Below are 17,754 nucleotides of genomic sequence, written 5' to 3' on the forward strand. Positions count from 1 at the left end.
TGTTAGGCCTGCCGCCAGCGTTCAATCTGAGCCATGATCAAACTCTTCAATTTAAGATTTTGTCGGCTCAATGAATACTGAATACATTACATAGTAATGTTGAATTGACTGTGCTGAATCTTACGATTCAATTGGTCACTCAGTTCATTGAAACCTAAGTTGCTTTGTTACGAGAACAAAGACTTAACTTTGATTTTCATCAACGAGTGCCCACACAGATTGATAGGTTTAAATTGTTAAAGAGCTTTTCTATCGATTTCAGCCTGAAAGCCTCGTCGCTAGGGGTGCGTATAATACGCTTTAATTTTTGAGAGTCAACGTTTATTTGAAACTTTATTTTCTCTCTTACTCGATACGTTGTGATATTCGTCTCACTCCGTGTCGGTGTGGCGGCATTATAGGGAGGTACGAGATTAAGACAAGCACTTTTTTCAAATAAATTTTCGTTCGCTCAAAAAGCAAGCAAAGCACTGTTTATCGAATAAAATTTCAACATTTGAGGGGGGTCACAGCAATTGGTTGGAAAAAACTCAAGCATGTACGTAAGATTGATGTATCTATTTTGTTAATCGTAGATACGCATCTAATTTTATTCTTACAAGTAGTATTCTTTTATGAACTTAAATAAACCAATGTTTTTAAATATCGCGATTGCGATTATTGGCGGTGCAATAATTTCTCTAATTCCAAGCATTCCTTCATCTGTAAGTTTTATTGTGGGTGTTGTGGCAGCAACTATTGTATTTAAACTTTTCCTATCAACCCCATCTAATACTGAAACAGAAGATGATGATTCAGCCTTACCAACCAAGACTCTTTATGTAGGCAATTTGCCATACAAAGCAAACGAATCTCATGTACGTGATTTATTTGCTCAGCATGGTGATGTGTTTGCGGTTCGTTTAATGAAAGATAAGCGAACAGGTAAACGTCGAGGATTTGGCTTTGTCGTTATGGCGGCAACACATGCTCAATCTGCAATTGATGCATTAAATGAGCATGATTACATGCAGAGAACGCTTAAAGTTAGAATTGCAAATGACCCTAAACACCCAGAAGAGGATATGGACGAATAGCAGAAAACCCAAGCTGCTCTAATCTTTCATTCAGTGCACTTTCTTCCCAAGCAGGTGCACTAGAATAAATGGTGTGTTTGTTCTCTGAGCAAACACTTCCTTCTATACCAAGTAATGATTTTACTCTTCTCGCAATAGCCTCACCTGAATCCACCAGCAATACATCCTTTCCTAGCACCTGCTGGATCTCATCTCTGATTAGAGGGAAGTGAGTACACCCTAATACCGCGACATCTATATGACTGATCAGTGGACTTAAGATATTTTGCAGTTCCTGCAAATCTATCGCTCTACCTCTGAGTTTTTCTTCAGCCATATCTACAAGGCGTGTCGACCCTAGCAATTCAACATTTTTATCCGCTGAGAAGCTTCGAATAAGATCATGTGTGTATTGACGAGTGATTGTAGCGGGGGTAGCGATTAACCCAACCGCTTTGTTCGCTATAGAGGAAGCAGGTTTAATAGCAGGGACGACACCTACCACGGGTATAGACAGTTTTGAACGTAATGTAGGAAGAACTATGGTACTTGCTGTATTACACGCAATGACCACTATGTCGAAACCCTCTTGCTCTACTAGCCCTGTTATTAGCCGCTCAACTCTTTGTAATAAGACTTGTTGGTCTAGCTCTCCGTATGGATAGGCCGCGTTATCAAATAAATAGGTATAAGAGAGCTGCGGCAGGCGCATTTCAATTTCTCTATAAACAGATAAGCCACCGACACCAGAGTCGAAAATTAAGACTTTAGGAACAGATTGATTAGACACAATGGGAACCAGATAGAACAACGATAACGCAGCGATCATACTCGCTCTATATCAATTGGCAATGATTGTTAAAACGCCAAAGAGCGAAAAACCGCCCGAGGGCGGTTTAAGGATTCGTTAGAATTGGTATGCAGCCGTCAGTTTATACTCACGCCCACTACCAGGGTAATAAGAACCATAGCTAAATGCACTGTCTGCATAACGTTCATCAAGAACGTTATCGACTCGCAAATTAACTGAAAATGCATCTTGAATATAGTTAATAGCCATATTACTTAACCAGTAGGCATCCAGCTTATCTTGGGTATTGCTATCATCGCCGTCTTTATACTTATCGCCGACATAAATGCCTTCTAACATAGCACTCCAATTTGCCGTAAACTCATAATTCATAAAACCTCGTCCTGAATGCTTTGCTACCCACGACAATTGCTTTCCTTTTTTATCTCCTGATACAAACTCAGCATCAACGTAGCTGTACTCAGCACCAACCAAGATTGAATCAGTTAAATATTTATCGACATAAAGACTTCCACCTAAACGCTCAGACTCATCAGCATTCACATTAGCACCAGATGAAGCCCCTGATCCTGAAGGTGCAGAAGCACTAGGATCATAAATAATTTCATCTTTCAGCTTCAGATGATAGATATCAACTTTTACCGAATAGCCATCAATCAAATAGTCAGCTCCGGCTTCCAATGAAACTCCACGTTGAGGTTTTAAACTATCCACATCATCGGGGGTATAGTTTTGCTCATCAACCTTAGCAAAACGAAAGTTACTTTCACCACGGAAATAGAAACGCACATGCTGATTAGGTTTAAAGTTGATACCGAGTTCCACTGAAGACGCATCTTCTTTTAAAGTCTCACCATCAGAATATGTTGTTGTATTTTGGATTTGATCTTCTACTTTACTGTAACGACCGCCAACGATAAGTGTTGTGCTTTCTACAAGAGGATAATTCAGTTGAGAATAAACACTCAGCAGTTCTTGAGTGTTACTGACACTTGTACCGCGAGAGTAATCATTACTGCTGAAATCTGTACCAAGCAAGAAGTTACCCGCACCATTATCTGTGTCTAAAGGTTTTTCCACAGCTAATTGAAGTTCAAGCAAATTACTTTCTATAGCCGTTGCAGATGCATAACCTGAAGAATATGTCACTAAGCTATCAATACCTGTATCTGAAAAGATGATGTCACCTTTTGCTGACCAATCAGAAGCAAATGATTGCTGATAGCCTGCACGAAATGCCGAAGTTATTTCGTGCCCATAATCGGTATCATTTAATGCTTGTTTTGGGTTTTCATTATATTGCTGCTCTGTTAAAGCTCCTGCGTATTGACGATAGTTGTCGTAATAGCTTGCTTCCGCATAAAACTTTTTATCTTGCTGGTTGAAATCGAGGCGAGCGAGTACATTCCCAGTCTCTCTTTTGTTGTGAACTCGGTAGTTATCGTTATTATCTTGACTCGCACTAACTGACATTCCCCAATTTTCGTTCAATGGGGTTGAAGCAAAAACACTGCCTGCGTATGAATTGTTATTACCTACAGAACCGCTCACTTCGCCATGTGATTTAGTGCTTTTCTTAGTAATAATATTAATGACACCACCAACTGCTTGGTCTCCATACAATACGCCAGCGCTGCCTGAGAGAATTTCAATCCTTTCGACTTGACTAAGCAGGATGGAAGATAACTGAGGCGCAGAAAGATCAGGCTTATTAAGCTTACGTCCATCCACTAGTATCAAAGTATTATGCATGGCCTGAGATCCTGAAAAGCCTCGCATTGAAAGAGACGCTCCTGAGTTGGTATCTGAAACCTGAATACCCGCTCGGCCTCTCAGTAGTGATGTCAAAGACGACGCGCCACTTCTTTTTATGTCATCTTGATCGATAACAACAATATTCGCAGGAATGTCTGAGATAGAATTTACATTGTCGCTTTTCGCTGTAATAACAACCGTCTCATCAGCGGTTGCTTCTTGTGCGTATGAAAATGAGGTATGAGAAAACAGCGACGCCACTGCCACCGCTAGAAGGGATTTATTCATTATATTGTCCTAAATCGCGTTAATCCTACCGAGCATGGGTCCATCCCATTGGTTTGCTCAGCTGCTGGCAGGTGTTCGGACTTGAGAGCTGTTAACCTACTAACTCGACTTCCCACAAATTGCAGTGTCATTTGAGTATTCGTTCTCTCTTACCGCTGCGCGTCAGTTCTGGATTTCCACCAGATTCCCTTTTAAGTTAATTTAGCCGTCTAGGCTTCTAAATAACACCAGCTTGACGTCGATAGTATTGAGCAAACGAGCAATTGTCTAGCTTAGATTTATATAAGCTATAGTTTTTACAATCGATAAAATCATCAATTTGGCGAGAATACTGGACATGAGCGGGAGATTGAATAAAATCTGCGCTCTTTATTTGAACGTACCAGAAAAAGGTAAAGCAATGGCGACTCTTGATGTAAACCCAGACAACTACCAAGCGCAACTGGATGAGAAGGTCACTCGACTAGGAGAGATGTTTGAATCTTATGGTGTGCCTGAGTTGGAAGTCTTTGAGTCCCCGGCTCAGTTTTACCGTATGCGCGCTGAGTTTCGTATCTGGCATGAAGGTGATGATATGTACTACATCATGTTCAACCAGCAAACTCGCGAAAAATACCGTGTTGATCAGTTCCCTGCGGCAAGTCGCCTTATTAATGACTTAATGCCACTGCTGATAGACGCAATGAAAGGCAACGACACTCTGCGCCGTAAACTTTTCCAAGTGGACTTCTTATCCACTCTGAGTGGCGAAGTTCTGGTATCTCTTCTCTATCATCGTCAACTTGATGAAGAGTGGATTGCGGCAGCTAAAGCGCTCAAACAAACACTGCAGAATGAAGGTTTTAATCTGAACATTATTGGTCGTGCGCGCAAAATGAAGATTGTGCTGGACCAAGATTATGTGATTGAGAAGCTGAGCGTGAACGGTCGACCTTATATCTACCAACAAGTTGAAAACAGTTTTACTCAGCCAAACGGTAAAGTCGCAGAAAAAATGCTGGAGTGGGCTGTCGATTGCACCCAAGAAAGCAAAGGCGATTTGCTAGAGCTTTACTGTGGTAACGGTAACTTCTCATTGGCACTGGCTCAAAACTTCGAGCGAGTTTTGGCAACTGAGTTGGCAAAACCATCGGTACATTCAGCACAATACAACATTGCTGCTAACAAAATCGACAATGTACAAATCATTCGTATGTCAGCAGAAGAATTTACCGAAGCAATGGAAGGCAAACGTGAATTCAACCGCCTGAAAGATGCTGGCATCGATTTAAAAAGTTACAACTGTAACACCATCTTTGTCGATCCGCCTCGCTCAGGAATGGATATCGATACCTGTAAGATGGTGCAGGGCTATGAGCGCATTCTCTATATCTCATGTAACCCAGAAACACTAAAAGAAAACTTAGATGTTTTATGTGAGACACATAAGGTGACTCGCTTTGCTCTGTTTGACCAGTTCCCATACACCCACCATATGGAAGCGGGTGTAATGCTAGAGCGAAAAGCGTAATTCACGCTTAAAACCAAAGTTCACAAATAGAAAAACGAGCCGATTGGCTCGTTTTTTTGTAATTAACTTTTGTAATTAGCTGATGTGCACTTATTCAGAACGACCGATAAATCCTAGCTTCTTTCCAACCCATAATAAGAGCAGTAAAGCTACGATGATCGAAAAGAAGTTAGACCCCGCTTCTGGATACTGAGCCTTAACAAATGCCGAGTGGCCAAACGCACCGACAAAGAAGCACGCCAAACCTACTAGTGGAATGTCTTCCGCAACTGGATTACGTAGGTATTCCTGATACAACGCCTGCACAGACAGCACCAAAGCGATAACAGGGAAAATAGAAAAAGAGACTTCACTGATGGTCATCCAAGACAGTAAAGCGTCACCACACATACCCGCGATTAACGCAAGTATCAGTGTTTTACGTTCTGAACCATGATTGATTGAGCCGCTACTTTCATTTGACATTAATTCATCCCGCCTTTTAGTCGATTTCGTTCACGTTCTTTGCGATACCAGAAAGCCCCTTTGGCTATCATTCGCAGTTGCATGATCAGACGTTCTGCGAGTTCATCGCGATCACGTCGATCTAAGTCTAAAGCTTCTGCACCAGAGCTAAATACTAATGTGACTGAAGCACCTGCTTGAGTGATGGCTTCTTCACGATTCATACCTGTCGCTATCAGATATTCAGAAAGTTCGGCAGAGAAATGTTGAATCTCACGCGCTACTGCCGCACGAAACTCAAACGAAGTGCCAGAGCGTTCACGCAATAATAGACGAAACACGTTTGGGCTACTTTCGATGAACTCCATAAACGTTTCTACGGAAGTGCGAATCACACTTCCCTCTTTAACAATACGCTGGCGTGCTTGACGCATGAGCTGGCGCAGTAACAATCCGCCTTCATCAACCATGGTCAAACCCAACTCATCCATATCTTTAAAGTGGCGATAGAAAGAGGTTGGGGCTATCCCCGCTTCTCGTGCGACTTCACGTAAGCTTAAGTTCGAAAAACTACGATCAGCACTTAATTGGCTAAATGCCGCATCAATCAGCGAACGACGCGTTTTTTCTTTCTGTTGTGCGCGAATTCCCGTGGATTTCATTTTAAGCCAAGCCCTGCCAAGTCAGTCACTAAAGTCGCCTACTATAGCGCGATTAACCAACATGTCTAAGAGGCAAAACAGACCATTTTGAAGCATCAGACAATTTCCTAACATAACCGTTGCATTTTTCATCAACTGCCCGGCTTACGCGTTAAATCAGCGATATTTGTTTTAATCTCGTGATCCTCTCCACTCTATAAGGGGTTTAAGTTTCACGCTTAACACATATCAGTTAAAATCTCGCTATCGCAATGTTAACCAAATTATAACAAGGATCATCTATGGCACTGAATAACCACTTTGACGTCATCGTAATAGGTAGTGGACCTGGCGGTGAAGGTGCAGCAATGGGGTTAACCAAAGCGGGGATGAATGTCGCCATTATTGAAAAAGAAAGCAGCGTAGGCGGTGGTTGTACACACTGGGGAACTATCCCTTCAAAGGCATTGCGTCATGCGGTTAGCCGTATTATCGAATTTAATAGCAACCCTTTGTTCTGCAACAACAACTCTAGTCTTCACTCTACTTTTTCAACTATCCTTGGTCATGCTAAAACCGTTATTGATAAGCAAACTCGTCTACGCCAAGGCTTTTACGACCGTAACCAGTGCAGCTTAATCTTTGGTAAAGCACGTTTTATCGATGCCAATACTGTCGCAGTGACAAAAAGCGATCACACGGTTGAAAACTACACCGCAGACAAATTTGTTATTGCTACTGGCTCACGCCCTTACCGCCCTGCGGATGTAGATTTCAGTCACCCACGCGTTTATGACAGTGACTCTATCTTGAACCTTGAGCACGACCCACAACATATCATTATTTATGGCGCAGGTGTCATCGGTTGTGAATATGCTTCTATCTTCCGTGGTTTAGGGGTTAAAACAGACTTAATTAACACACGTGACCGCTTGCTCTCGTTCCTAGACAACGAAACGTCAGATGCACTTTCTTACCACTTCTGGAATAGCGGCGTGGTTATTCGTAACGACGAGACGTACAGCAAAATCGAAGGCACGGAAGATGGTGTTATCGTCCACCTGAACTCAGGTAAAAAGATGAAAGCTGACTGTATGCTTTACGCGAACGGCCGTACGGGTAATACAGACAAGCTCAACCTTGAAGTGGTTGGTCTGAAAGCAGATTCCCGCGGTCAGCTAAGCGTTAACAGCAACTACCAGACAGAGGTCAGCCATATTTACGCTGTGGGAGATGTGATTGGCTATCCAAGCCTTGCAAGTGCCGCCTATGACCAAGGTCGTTTCACTGCTCAAGCGATCTCTCAAGGACAAGCCACCAACAAACTGATTGAAGATATCCCAACGGGTATTTACACCATTCCAGAAATCAGTTCGGTTGGTAAAACAGAGCAAGAATTAACAGCCGCGAAAGTGCCTTATGAAGTGGGTCGTTCGTCATTCAAACACTTGGCACGAGCACAGATCTCTGGCAAAGATGTTGGTAGCTTGAAGATTCTCTTCCACCGCGAAACGAAAGAGATTTTAGGTATTCACTGCTTTGGTGAACGAGCTGCGGAAATCATCCATATCGGTCAGGCCATCATGGAACAAAAAGGGGAAGCAAATACCATCGAGTATTTCGTCAATACCACTTTTAACTACCCGACTATGGCAGAAGCGTATCGCGTAGCCGCATTGAATGGTCTAAATCGCTTGTTTTAGCTTTCACAGTGAAATGGAAGCATCCGTTAAATGACAAATCGCAGCTCTAGGGCTGCGATTTTTTTATTGGTCAGAAAATAACAGCGTTAAGCAAAGAAGACGCCTCGTTTCCACTGCCCTACCAAAACCATAGCCAAACTTAACCCGCGAATTATCATAAAACTGAGCATGGCCAGCCATAAAGAATGCCACGACTTTGCTCCTTGCATTAGAGAACAAAGTGTAACTAAGTTAAGGACTGTCGGCTACGGCCGCCTACCAGTACACTTGCACAACAACTGGGGTAAATCGTTGTTTTAAGACAGAAAATTTACTCAATACACGTTGCCAGAACTTCCAACGCCCACAATTGCTATCTAAAGGAGAAGCAATTGTCACTTGTCGTGCCCAAGGTAAACAGTTCATTACCGCCTGTTTTGGAGTAGCAAATCCATGAGCATACCTGCCTGAACCCATTTTCTGTCCCAAGTGGGTACAGGTTTTATCTCCTGCCAGCACAAGACAAGCACTCGCATTAGCAAAACTGAGCCCTAGAGATCGAATAAATCTCGACGCTTGTATCGAATCACAATCAAGTAGCGCATGTTCACATAGAATTAAAACTGGTGCGTACTCTGGGATTGGTAAACGCTCTAACCAATCAATCTCCCCGACACTGCCACACTGATGTAAGTAACGTTCACTGTGGTGAAACAGTTTTTGTCGCCACACCAGATTCTCAGTCACATCCAACTCAATCCAATGACAGCGTCCGTTATCAATTCGGTAGAATCGTGTATCCAAGCCTGCACCGACGTTAACAATCCATCCATCAGGATGTGCATCTAAAAATTGATGTACTTGTTTGTCACACAGTTGAGTGAGGGTGACATGAAGGAGTTGCTTTTGATCGATATCACCACTGATACAATCCGGAGCTAAATGACAACGTTGGCAGGCTGTTGCTGCAATAGGATCATAAACAAGGCCGTTATCGACCAAGCTTTCACGACTACGTAGCCAAAGTGGTTGAACCAAGCTGGTAGGGATTTGATAGCGTTGTGAGTTTTGCTTGTGGGGGGAGCGCATCATCATCTTCCTTGTATCGCGACAAAGAAGATGATAATGAATATCAATTAGATTTGCAAATCTTTAAATTTCGAATACATCGCGCAGATGTGAAACCTAAAAATAACGCCAGAAAGGTATGATTACATCCAGTCAGTATTGCGAATAATACCAACCGCAATACCTTCGATAGATAGATTCTGACAGGTTAAATCGACTTCAATTGGAGAAAACTCTTCATTCTCAGCATGAAGTAACACTTTTGAACCACGACGCTCTAAACGTTTAACCGTCACATCATCTTCAACTCGCGCCACAACAACTTGTCCGTTACGTACGTCTTGAGTTTTATGCACAGCAAGTAAGTCGCCATCCAAAATACCGATGTCCTTCATACTCTCGCCGTGAACGCGCAATAGAAAATCAGCGTGTGGACGGAACATGTTTGGATCCACTTGGTAATGGGATTCAACGTGCTCTTGAGCCAAGATAGGCTCACCAGCCGCAACGCGACCGATCAGAGGTAAACCTTGCTCTTCTTCTTCATTCGCCGCTTCCAATAGAATACGGATACCACGAGAAGCTCCCGGCACGATTTCAATTGCTTGTTTACGAGCAAGAGCTTTCAAATGTTCTTCTGCTGCGTTTGCAGAACGAAAACCCAGTTCACGTGCAATTTCAGCACGAGTCGGTGGCATTCCTGTTTCATCTATTTTGCTTTTGATTAGATCAAAAACTTGTTGCTGGCGTGGCGTTAACGGCTTCATAGTTCACCTGTTTTTTTATACAGTTGACTGTGAGTATATCCAGTAATTTATTAAATGCAAAGCCAATTGCTTATTTTTTAGATAAATAGGGCTTCGACCCAAATATAACCTGCAATCATCATCGCAATAAATACTGCAGCCGACCCCATATCTTTGGCTCGTCCTGATAGCTCATGGTGCTCCTGACCAACACGATCGACGACCGCTTCCAACGCGCTATTTAATAACTCGACCAACACAATCAGCAGCACACTCGATATCATTAGAATGCGCTCAACTTGCGACACATCTAACCAAATGGCGAAAGGAATGGCGACAGCCGCTAGCAATACTTCTTCACGAAAGGCCGCTTCATGTTTGAATGCCGCACAGATACCTTTGTACGAATAACCTGTTGCTTTAAAAAGGCGCATTAGCCCTTGGGGGTTCTTTTTATACACACTACTGTTCCACGTATTAGCAAATTCAATCTGAGAAAAAATTCAGAATATATGCGCAAAAATCAAACATCACTGAATAAAATTAAAAGGTTTGACCAGTTTCTGGTATTCTTGCAGCTCGAAAAATAAAGACCAACTCAGGTGCATCTCCATTTTGCTTCTCCTATGGTTTAGGAACACGGAAATACTCTTGAGTTTTTGTACTGATTTTTGAGGCTTTGAACTCTTATGTCTTCTGGACAATCACTATCACGTTCGCTTTTAAAGTTACCGACAGCGCTACTAGTAAAAGGGACGGCAATTCCGTCAAATCCGATTGAAGATATCGGCATCGATATTAACAAGCCAATCATTTATGCACTACCTTTCCGTTCAAATATTGATTTGCTGACACTGCAAACTCACGCGAAAGAAGCGGGCTTGCCGGATCCACTGTCTCCACTAGACATTCAGGGTAAGACTTTAAAACGTTACGTGTTTATCTCTTCTCGTCCGACGTTGCTACAGAATGATAGCCATGTACCAAGCGATTCCATCGCAACGTTCACTGAGCTTCTGGCTCTACATCACAATGATCAAGAACTTGATGTACAAGTGATCCCAGCGTCAGTTTTGTGGGGAAGAAAACCCGGCAAAGAAGGCAGCGAAAAGCCATACCTGCAACCCATGAATGGTTTACAGAAAGCACAAGCGGTTATTCTCGCTGGGCGAGATTGTTTGGTGCGCTTTAGCCCAGTGGTATCACTGCGCCACATGGCAAATTCACACGGTACTGATGAAGCGATTGCACATAAACTCGCTCGCGTGGCACGTATTCACTTCTCTCGTCAGAAACTGGCGGCTTCCGGTCCTAATCTTCCTCAACGCGAAGTGTTGTTCCGCCGATTGATGCAGTCTCCTGCGATTGATAAAGCCATTCAGGATGAAGCCCAAGCGAAAAACATTTCAATTGAGAAAGCTCGCAAAGCTGCCCATGACATCATGGATGAAATTGCGGCGGACTTCTCATACTCCTTGGTGAAAAAAGGCAGTCGTGTTTTGCGCTGGCTTTGGAACCGTTTATACCAAGGCTTAAACATCAACAACGCTTCGACTGTACGTCGTCTAGCGCAAGACGGGCATGAGATTGTTTATGTGCCTTGTCACCGCAGTCACATGGACTACTTACTTCTGTCTTACGTTTTATACAACGAAGGCTTAGTACCACCGCATATTGCGGCAGGCATCAACCTAAACTTCTTCCCAGCAGGCCCGATATTCCGCCGTGGTGGAGCATTCTTCTTACGTCGCAGTTTTAAAGGCAACAAGCTGTATTCCACCATTTTCCGTGAATACCTAGCTGAGTTGTTTTCTAAAGGTTACTCGGTTGAATATTTCAGTGAAGGTGGCCGTTCACGTACAGGTCGCTTGCTGACGGCGAAAACAGGCATGCTGGCAATGACCATTCAAGCGATGCTGCGCGGATTAAATCGCCCGGTAACACTTGTGCCTGTGTACATTGGTTACGAGCACGTAATGGAAGTCAGCACCTACGCCAAAGAATTGCGCGGTAAGCAAAAAGAGAAAGAGAACGCGGGCTTAGTACTGCGTACTATTCGTAAACTGCGTAACTTCGGTAAAGGTTATGTGAACTTTGGTGAGCCAATTCCACTGAATCAATTTTTGAATGAGCAAGTACCGACTTGGACTCAAGATATCGACCCTATTGGAGCAACGAAACCACAATGGATGAACCCTGTGGTGAACAAGCTTGCGACTAAGATGATGACGCACATTAACGACGCAGCAGCAACTAACGCGCTAACGTTGTGTGCAACGGCTCTGCTTGCATCTCGTCAACGTGCATTATCAAGAGATACTCTAATCAATCAGATTGATTGCTACTTGAACATTCTGCGCAATGTTCCTTATTCCAACACGTCAACGATTCCTGAAGACAATGCGGAAAGCTTGGTGAATCATGCCGAATCGCTCGACAAGTTTGTAATTGAGTCCGATACCATGGGCGACATTATTTCATTAGACCGTAATCAGTCGATTCTGATGACTTACTATCGCAACAATATCATCCACTTACTTGCACTGCCGTCTTTGATTGCTCAAATGTTGATTCGTCAGCAGAAACTCAGCGTAGAGAAAATTCAGGAAAATGTTGCGCTTATCTACCCGTTCTTGAAACAAGAGCTTTTCCTAAGTCTTGATAGCGAGCAATTAGCAGAGAAAGTGACACACTACTTGGATGAGTTGCAACGCCAAGATTTAATCTCAATTAATGATGGTATGGTTACGATTAACCAAGCGAAAACCCAAGTGTTGATGCTACTAGGTCGCACGATTTCAGAAACACTACAACGTTATGCGATTGCTCTGAACTTGCTGGTAGAGAACCCAGAGCTTGGTAAGTCAGATTTAGAAGCTAAGAGCCAAGAAATTGCTCAACGTCTCGGTCGTCTGCACGGCATTAACGCTCCAGAGTTCTTCGACAAGGGTGTGTTCTCAGCACTGTTTGTGACGTTGAAATCGGAAGGCTATTTAGACAATGATGGTGAATGTAACGTTGAGCAGACAAAACGTCTGGCTAAGAAGTTATACGGTATGCTTTATCCAGAAGTAAGGTTGACCATTCAAGAAAGTATTTATCAATACGACCAGCATCTTGTGAAATAAAATAGTGAAGGTAAAAAAGGCATCCACTGGATGCCTTTTCTTTTTGAATCAGAAGTATGAAATCAGCAATCCAGCCGCAACGACCATGCCCACATAGTTGTTGTTTAAGAATGCCTGAAAACAAGGCTGTCTCTCTCGATGGCGAATCAAATGCTGCTGATAAACGAACAATCCGCCAGCCACTAGCAAGCCCCAATAGTAGCTCGCACCCAACTGATAATAATTGCCTAGCATAATCAGCATTGCAATCGTCAGAAGCTGTAAGCCACCGATGATCATTTTGTCATACCGGCCAAAGAGAATGGCTGTCGACTTTATGCCAATGACCAAATCATCATCTCTATCGACCATGGCATATTGGGTGTCGTAAGCAACGGTCCACACCACATTAATCGCAAAAACAAACCAGACAATTAACGGCAGTTCGTTAGCTTGTGCAGCCCATGCCATCGGAATAGACCAACTGAAGGCTAAACCCAGAAACAACTGAGGCAAGTGAGTAAATCGCTTCATAAAGGGGTAGATGAAGGCAAGCACTAAACCCGCGAAGGAAAGCTGAACTGTCAGCGGATTCATAGTCAATACCAACAGAAACGACGCAATAGATAACGCGAGGAACAAAATCACCGCCTCTTTTGCTGACACTTTTCCTGATGGTAAAGGACGCTGCGAAGTGCGCTTTACATGCCCATCAACTTTTCGATCGGCGAAATCATTGATCACACATCCAGCCGAACGCATCATAAAGACTCCTAAGACGAAAACGATAAGAACCTTGATGTCTGGAAAACCTTGAGCCGATAAAATAAGTGCCCAGATGGTAGGCCACAGAAGCAGTAATGAACCAATAGGACGATCCATTCGCGTTAGCTGCCAATACGCCTTTGCCTTTACAGCGCTCATTTATACTTGCTCCTTAGAAAAAATAAGCAGGGGAATCACTCAGAAATAATTCAGCCACTAACATAGGTTTATTGTTCATCCATAAACGTGAACGTCGCGCTAAAAGCAAGCCATCTGGTGTTTCAGCCCACCCCACCAACAACTCATCGCGCTTAACATTATCTGCACTGAATACTGTCAGTCCAAGTGGTATTTCACCTTGGAGTTCAAGATTATGCGATTGATCCTGAACTGATGATTTTGGAATCAATGTTCTTCCGACTATCCAAGGCTTACCATCTCCTTGTAGAATGACTTTTCGCAAAAGACACGGTTCTGTTGGCAAGAGTTCAGATTCGCTCTTGTCCAGAAACGAAGATTCCACCCATTGGTTGTGCAGCAGCTCAACCGTCAGTTGTTGACAGTTGTCCGATAATCGACGGGAAAGCGACCCCTGCTCTAGCAACCAAGCTTTTGCATTAGGGTCTGGAAATGTGAATTCGTCTGGCGATAACCAGTTCACTTGGCTTAAAGCAGTCAGGTACAGCGAAATTGATTGATTCATACTAATATTCAATACAGCGAGCAGTAGTCTCGAAAGAAAGTCCGCTCATGGTCTCAAACCAAGGACATGAAACCTAATAGAGTATTTTTATTTACAAAAAGATGCTCTATTGTAACAAGACTCGGGCGGTTCGAGTATCTTGAACAGAGAAAAGAATTAATAGACATATGCTTAGAAAATACCTATCTCCGATAATACTCGCATTTGGCCTTTTGTTTTCCAGTTTAGTTATTGCTGATGAAGAGGCACCAAAACTGGCTTATTTCACTCTTGAGCCGGATGTGACAACGAATTTTTACACCAAGGGTAAAAAGCTGGGGTATATCCAAGTGCGTATTGATGTCATGGTGAGCAACAGCGCCGATTTACCACTGATAGAAAAGCACCAGCCTCTAATTAGAGATGCGGTTGTCGAGCTATTGGGTAAACAAAACGAAGATGTGATTAAGTCATTAGCGGGTCGTGAAGATCTTCGTAAAACCCTAGTAGAGCAGCTGAATAATACACTGTTGCCAGAAACAGGACGTACCATCATCGCCGATCTATTGTTCACAAAATATCTATACCAGTAATGAATTATCCCTTAGAAAAAACGGCTCATGAGCCGTTTTTTTGTTTCTTCAGAGAGTATCGACTCGCATCATTGAGCCCTAGCAGAACACCAACTACCAAGCCGGCTAAGTGAGCGCTGTTGGCAATCGCCATAAAAGGCTGCACAAAACCAAGCACTAACCAAACCAACATAAACACAACTAGTGGCTTCTGAATGCCTAGCCCCATCTGAGGTGCCCGCCAACCCAGCATCCATAAATAACCGACTAAAGCGTAAACCACACCTGATAAGCCACCAAAATTAGCGCCTTCAACCCAATACTGTCCTGCACCGGAAAAAGCCGAAGAGACTAAAAAAATCTGCAATAACTTAAAGCTGCCCAAGCGTTTTTCGATATCGCCGCCAAATTGCCACCACCATAGCAAGTTAAACACTATGTGTAAGACAGAAAAATGCAGTAGCGCATGACTTACCCAACGCCACAACTGCCATTGCTGGCCGCTTTCTGCTGGGAAATGTAATGCGGAGAACACCGCATCTGACATGCCTATTTGTTGTAAAGCAAAGATAGCAACACAGACCATCATGATGGATAGCGTTAATTGACCCGCTTTGGCTTTGAGCATTGCCATCATACTGGGCGAGTGATATCGGAATTGAGGTTTACGACTTTCTGCCATATCCCAAGACGCAGCCTGATACTTACCGTCATTGGGATTGGCGAGGAACAGCTCTATTTCGTGTTCCACTTCCAGTTGATGTTCATCTTCCATCAACCACAAGGTAAATTGACCACTTCCCTCTGACGTCATTCTTATCTCTATCTGCCGTGACGCCATGTAATCGATAAATGCTTGCGCCATTCGAGGGTTATTTAAAGTGATCAATCTAATCATCTGTTTTTCTAACTCGCTTCGACAGGTAAGTTGGCACGATGCCAAGCTTCAAAACCACCATCCACACTATACACCTGTTCAAAGCCTTGGTTAACCAAGTATTGGGCTGCACCCTGGCTACTAATTCCGTGATAGCACATAACCAAAACCGGCTGATCAAATTCAGCCTCTTCCATGAATGAAACGATGCTGTCATTGGTTAAATGAAATGCCGTTTTTGCATGTGCTACAGCAAACGACTGGGGATCTCTGATATCCACTAGCTTGGCATTATTCTGTTCGATGAGGGTTTGAGCGCCCGCTACATCAATGTGCTGAAATTGGTCCATGATTTACTCTCACTTTAGTAATATTTTTTCAGCGCCATTGTAACCTATCCAGAGAATGACAAGTACATGGGCTGAGTAAGGTTATCCACCAGCGATCATTTGTTCATCAACTGTGGATAATCCTGTGGATTGCGGTGATAAAGTGTTTTTCTTAAGATCGATCCACAACATCTAGTGATGATCCTGCTCTTTCTGTGTGTAGATCTAAAAGTATCCCCAAATAAAAAACAGCGTTCATACCTTTATTTACCCTACTTGATGACAGTCAGTAAATAAATTTACCACAGACTTATCCACAGTTAGCGATACTCCGTTAAGGAGAGTTTTCGATCCGGCATAAAAAAACCGAGATCAACAGACCTCGGTTTTTTGTATTTATAGAATGGTTAGGGATTACAGCTCGCCAACCGCTTCTTTTAATTTCTTCATCGCATTCTTTTCTAACTGACGAATACGCTCAGCAGACACTTCGTACATATCGGCCAGTTCCTGAAGGGTTGATTTTTGATCATCTAACCAACGCGAACGCACGATATGTTGACTACGCTCATCAAGGCTTGCTAAAGCAAGGCTCAGACGTTGAGTCGTATGTTTTTCCCAGTTCTGCTCTTCTAGGTTGTCTGCTAAATCTGAATGCTTGTCTTCCAGATATAACATTGGCGCCGCGTAAGAGTTGCTATTGTCATCGTCATCAGCAGAAAACTCAAACGTTGCATCTTGTGCCGCTAAGCGAGATTCCATTTCACGAACTTCTGAAGGCTCTACACCCAGTTCACGAGCAACAGTTTCAACTTCGCCGTTGTTAAACCAACCCAAACGCTTTTTCGACTTACGTAGATTGAAGAAAAGTTTACGTTGCGCTTTTGTCGTCGCAATCTTCACGATACGCCAGTTACGTAATACGTATTCGTGGATTTCAGCTTTGATCCAGTGAACCGCGAAAGATACCAGTCTTACACCCACTTCAGGGTTAAAGCGTTTTACCGCTTTCATCAGACCAATGTTACCTTCCTGAACAAGATCCGCTAATGGCAAGCCGTAGCCAGAATAACCACGAGCAACGTGAACAACGAAACGAAGGTGTGACAGAATCAAGCCTTTAGCCGCTTCAATATCACCTTCATAATGCAACTTCTCAGCAAGCTCACGCTCTTCCTCTGCGGTCAGCATAGGATAACTGTTCGCTGTGCGGATATAACTATCTAAGCTATCTTGCGAAACAAGCGCTAATTGATATGTTGACGTAGTCATTCAATTCCTCATCAATCTCTGATCTGGAGCCAATTTAATCTAACAATCTTGAACCCAAAATGAACAGTATTCAAGACCGATTGGTTATTATGCATAAACAAATGTTAGTGACAAGTCAACTAGCTACTCAAATATTGTTTTCACCTAATA

The 17,754-nt window shown here is 43.1% G+C and carries 17 protein-coding genes and 1 riboswitch; of the genes, 5 read left to right on the forward strand and 12 right to left on the reverse strand.

What is annotated here, in order from left to right; all coding sequences use genetic code 11:
• Positions 1 to 614 precede the first annotated feature (614 nt).
• The gene (locus tag HKI82_RS18400; RefSeq protein WP_102942885.1) at positions 615 to 1,076 is read left to right on the forward strand and encodes an RNA recognition motif domain-containing protein; all 462 of its coding nucleotides are present in this window, start codon (positions 615 to 617) and stop codon (positions 1,074 to 1,076) included.
• Here HKI82_RS18400 and murI read toward each other — a convergent pair.
• Together murI and HKI82_RS18410 are read right to left on the reverse strand one after the other, a co-directional pair.
• Positions 1,045 to 1,845 carry a glutamate racemase gene (gene murI, locus HKI82_RS18405; protein WP_102955007.1) on the reverse strand — a complete coding sequence of 267 codons (801 nt, stop codon included), beginning with the start codon at positions 1,843 to 1,845 and terminating at the stop codon, positions 1,045 to 1,047. The two genes, HKI82_RS18400 and murI, sit on opposite strands and share 32 nt — an antisense overlap.
• Before the next feature lie 117 nt (positions 1,846 to 1,962).
• Positions 1,963 to 3,909: a TonB-dependent receptor gene (locus tag HKI82_RS18410; RefSeq protein WP_171138818.1), complete on the reverse strand. Its 1,947-nt coding sequence runs from the start codon at positions 3,907 to 3,909 to the stop codon at positions 1,963 to 1,965.
• Between the two features lie 49 nt (positions 3,910 to 3,958).
• Positions 3,959 to 4,154: riboswitch (cobalamin riboswitch) on the reverse strand.
• A 155-nt stretch (positions 4,155 to 4,309) separates the two neighbouring features.
• Here HKI82_RS18410 and trmA point away from each other — a divergent pair.
• Positions 4,310 to 5,419 (forward strand): tRNA (uridine(54)-C5)-methyltransferase TrmA, encoded by a 1,110-nt coding sequence (trmA, locus tag HKI82_RS18415; protein ID WP_171138850.1) that lies wholly within the window; start codon positions 4,310 to 4,312, stop codon positions 5,417 to 5,419.
• A 90-nt stretch (positions 5,420 to 5,509) separates the two neighbouring features.
• On the opposite strand, the gene HKI82_RS18420 is transcribed toward trmA, so the two are convergent.
• Both HKI82_RS18420 and fabR read right to left on the reverse strand, forming a co-directional pair.
• On the reverse strand, positions 5,510 to 5,884 hold the full coding sequence (locus HKI82_RS18420) for a YijD family membrane protein (protein ID WP_171138820.1): 375 nt from the start codon (positions 5,882 to 5,884) through the stop codon (positions 5,510 to 5,512).
• The gene (fabR, locus tag HKI82_RS18425; protein WP_042489723.1) at positions 5,884 to 6,525 is read right to left on the reverse strand and encodes an HTH-type transcriptional repressor FabR; all 642 of its coding nucleotides are present in this window, start codon (positions 6,523 to 6,525) and stop codon (positions 5,884 to 5,886) included. The genes HKI82_RS18420 and fabR overlap by 1 nt, the downstream gene beginning before the upstream one ends.
• A gap of 281 nt (positions 6,526 to 6,806) precedes the next feature.
• On the opposite strand from fabR, the gene sthA reads away from it, so the two are divergent.
• Positions 6,807 to 8,207: a Si-specific NAD(P)(+) transhydrogenase gene (gene sthA / locus HKI82_RS18430; protein WP_102942880.1), complete on the forward strand. Its 1,401-nt coding sequence runs from the start codon at positions 6,807 to 6,809 to the stop codon at positions 8,205 to 8,207.
• A gap of 255 nt (positions 8,208 to 8,462) precedes the next feature.
• Here sthA and HKI82_RS18435 read toward each other — a convergent pair whose 3' ends face one another.
• The 3 genes from HKI82_RS18435 to HKI82_RS18445 all read right to left on the reverse strand — a co-directional run bounded on the left by HKI82_RS18435 (position 8,463) and on the right by HKI82_RS18445 (position 10,434).
• The gene (locus tag HKI82_RS18435) at positions 8,463 to 9,275 is read right to left on the reverse strand and encodes a class I SAM-dependent methyltransferase (protein WP_102942879.1); all 813 of its coding nucleotides are present in this window, start codon (positions 9,273 to 9,275) and stop codon (positions 8,463 to 8,465) included.
• Between the two features lie 122 nt (positions 9,276 to 9,397).
• The gene (gene lexA / locus HKI82_RS18440; protein ID WP_102942878.1) at positions 9,398 to 10,021 is read right to left on the reverse strand and encodes a transcriptional repressor LexA; all 624 of its coding nucleotides are present in this window, start codon (positions 10,019 to 10,021) and stop codon (positions 9,398 to 9,400) included.
• Between the two features lie 77 nt (positions 10,022 to 10,098).
• The gene (locus HKI82_RS18445; protein ID WP_171138851.1) at positions 10,099 to 10,434 is read right to left on the reverse strand and encodes a diacylglycerol kinase; all 336 of its coding nucleotides are present in this window, start codon (positions 10,432 to 10,434) and stop codon (positions 10,099 to 10,101) included.
• A 255-nt stretch (positions 10,435 to 10,689) separates the two neighbouring features.
• Here HKI82_RS18445 and plsB point away from each other — a divergent pair, with 255 nt between their 5' ends.
• Complete coding sequence (gene plsB, locus HKI82_RS18450; RefSeq protein WP_171138821.1) at positions 10,690 to 13,128, forward strand: glycerol-3-phosphate 1-O-acyltransferase PlsB; 2,439 nt, start codon at positions 10,690 to 10,692, stop codon at positions 13,126 to 13,128.
• A gap of 48 nt (positions 13,129 to 13,176) precedes the next feature.
• Here plsB and ubiA read toward each other — a convergent pair whose 3' ends face one another.
• A complete protein-coding gene (ubiA, locus tag HKI82_RS18455) occupies positions 13,177 to 14,031 on the reverse strand; it encodes a 4-hydroxybenzoate octaprenyltransferase (protein WP_102942875.1) in 855 nt (284 codons plus the stop codon).
• 13 nt (positions 14,032 to 14,044) lie between these two features.
• A complete protein-coding gene (locus tag HKI82_RS18460; protein WP_042489735.1) occupies positions 14,045 to 14,575 on the reverse strand; it encodes a chorismate lyase in 531 nt (176 codons plus the stop codon).
• Between the two features lie 167 nt (positions 14,576 to 14,742).
• Here HKI82_RS18460 and HKI82_RS18465 point away from each other — a divergent pair, with 167 nt between their 5' ends.
• Entirely contained in the window at positions 14,743 to 15,147 is a 405-nt protein-coding gene (locus HKI82_RS18465) for a flagellar basal body-associated protein FliL (protein ID WP_042489737.1), read from the forward strand.
• A gap of 25 nt (positions 15,148 to 15,172) precedes the next feature.
• On the opposite strand, the gene glpG is transcribed toward HKI82_RS18465, so the two are convergent.
• The 3 genes from glpG to rpoH form a co-directional block, all read right to left on the reverse strand.
• Complete coding sequence (gene glpG / locus HKI82_RS18470; protein WP_171138823.1) at positions 15,173 to 16,024, reverse strand: rhomboid family intramembrane serine protease GlpG; 852 nt, start codon at positions 16,022 to 16,024, stop codon at positions 15,173 to 15,175.
• Between the two features lie 8 nt (positions 16,025 to 16,032).
• Positions 16,033 to 16,353 (reverse strand): thiosulfate sulfurtransferase GlpE, encoded by a 321-nt coding sequence (glpE, locus tag HKI82_RS18475; protein WP_042489741.1) that lies wholly within the window; start codon positions 16,351 to 16,353, stop codon positions 16,033 to 16,035.
• Positions 16,354 to 16,746: 393 nt separating this feature from the next.
• Positions 16,747 to 17,604: an RNA polymerase sigma factor RpoH gene (gene rpoH / locus HKI82_RS18480; protein ID WP_102942871.1), complete on the reverse strand. Its 858-nt coding sequence runs from the start codon at positions 17,602 to 17,604 to the stop codon at positions 16,747 to 16,749.
• Positions 17,605 to 17,754: the final 150 nt, after the last annotated feature.

The organism is Vibrio plantisponsor, assembly GCF_013041605.1.
In the GTDB taxonomy this organism is placed as follows: Bacteria; Pseudomonadota; Gammaproteobacteria; order Enterobacterales; family Vibrionaceae; genus Vibrio; species Vibrio plantisponsor.

Bases quoted from the DNA above. Each gene is read 5' to 3' on its own strand.
- HKI82_RS18465 (WP_042489737.1), top strand. From the start codon at position 14,743: ATGCTTAGAAAATACCTATCTCCGATAATACTCGCATTTGGCCTTTTG.
- HKI82_RS18460 (WP_042489735.1), bottom strand. From the start codon at position 14,575: ATGAATCAATCAATTTCGCTGTACCTGACTGCTTTAAGCCAAGTGAAC.
- ubiA (WP_102942875.1), bottom strand. From the start codon at position 14,031: ATGAGCGCTGTAAAGGCAAAGGCGTATTGGCAGCTAACGCGAATGGAT.
- glpE (WP_042489741.1), bottom strand. From the start codon at position 16,353: ATGGACCAATTTCAGCACATTGATGTAGCGGGCGCTCAAACCCTCATC.
- trmA (WP_171138850.1), top strand. From the start codon at position 4,310: ATGGCGACTCTTGATGTAAACCCAGACAACTACCAAGCGCAACTGGAT.
- plsB (WP_171138821.1), top strand. From the start codon at position 10,690: ATGTCTTCTGGACAATCACTATCACGTTCGCTTTTAAAGTTACCGACA.
- rpoH (WP_102942871.1), bottom strand. From the start codon at position 17,604: ATGACTACGTCAACATATCAATTAGCGCTTGTTTCGCAAGATAGCTTA.
- sthA (WP_102942880.1), top strand. From the start codon at position 6,807: ATGGCACTGAATAACCACTTTGACGTCATCGTAATAGGTAGTGGACCT.
- HKI82_RS18400 (WP_102942885.1), top strand. From the start codon at position 615: ATGAACTTAAATAAACCAATGTTTTTAAATATCGCGATTGCGATTATT.
- HKI82_RS18420 (WP_171138820.1), bottom strand. From the start codon at position 5,884: ATGTCAAATGAAAGTAGCGGCTCAATCAATCATGGTTCAGAACGTAAA.
- glpG (WP_171138823.1), bottom strand. From the start codon at position 16,024: ATGATTAGATTGATCACTTTAAATAACCCTCGAATGGCGCAAGCATTT.
- HKI82_RS18435 (WP_102942879.1), bottom strand. From the start codon at position 9,275: ATGCGCTCCCCCCACAAGCAAAACTCACAACGCTATCAAATCCCTACC.
- fabR (WP_042489723.1), bottom strand. From the start codon at position 6,525: ATGAAATCCACGGGAATTCGCGCACAACAGAAAGAAAAAACGCGTCGT.
- lexA (WP_102942878.1), bottom strand. From the start codon at position 10,021: ATGAAGCCGTTAACGCCACGCCAGCAACAAGTTTTTGATCTAATCAAA.
- HKI82_RS18445 (WP_171138851.1), bottom strand. From the start codon at position 10,434: ATGCGCCTTTTTAAAGCAACAGGTTATTCGTACAAAGGTATCTGTGCG.
- HKI82_RS18410 (WP_171138818.1), bottom strand. From the start codon at position 3,909: ATGAATAAATCCCTTCTAGCGGTGGCAGTGGCGTCGCTGTTTTCTCAT.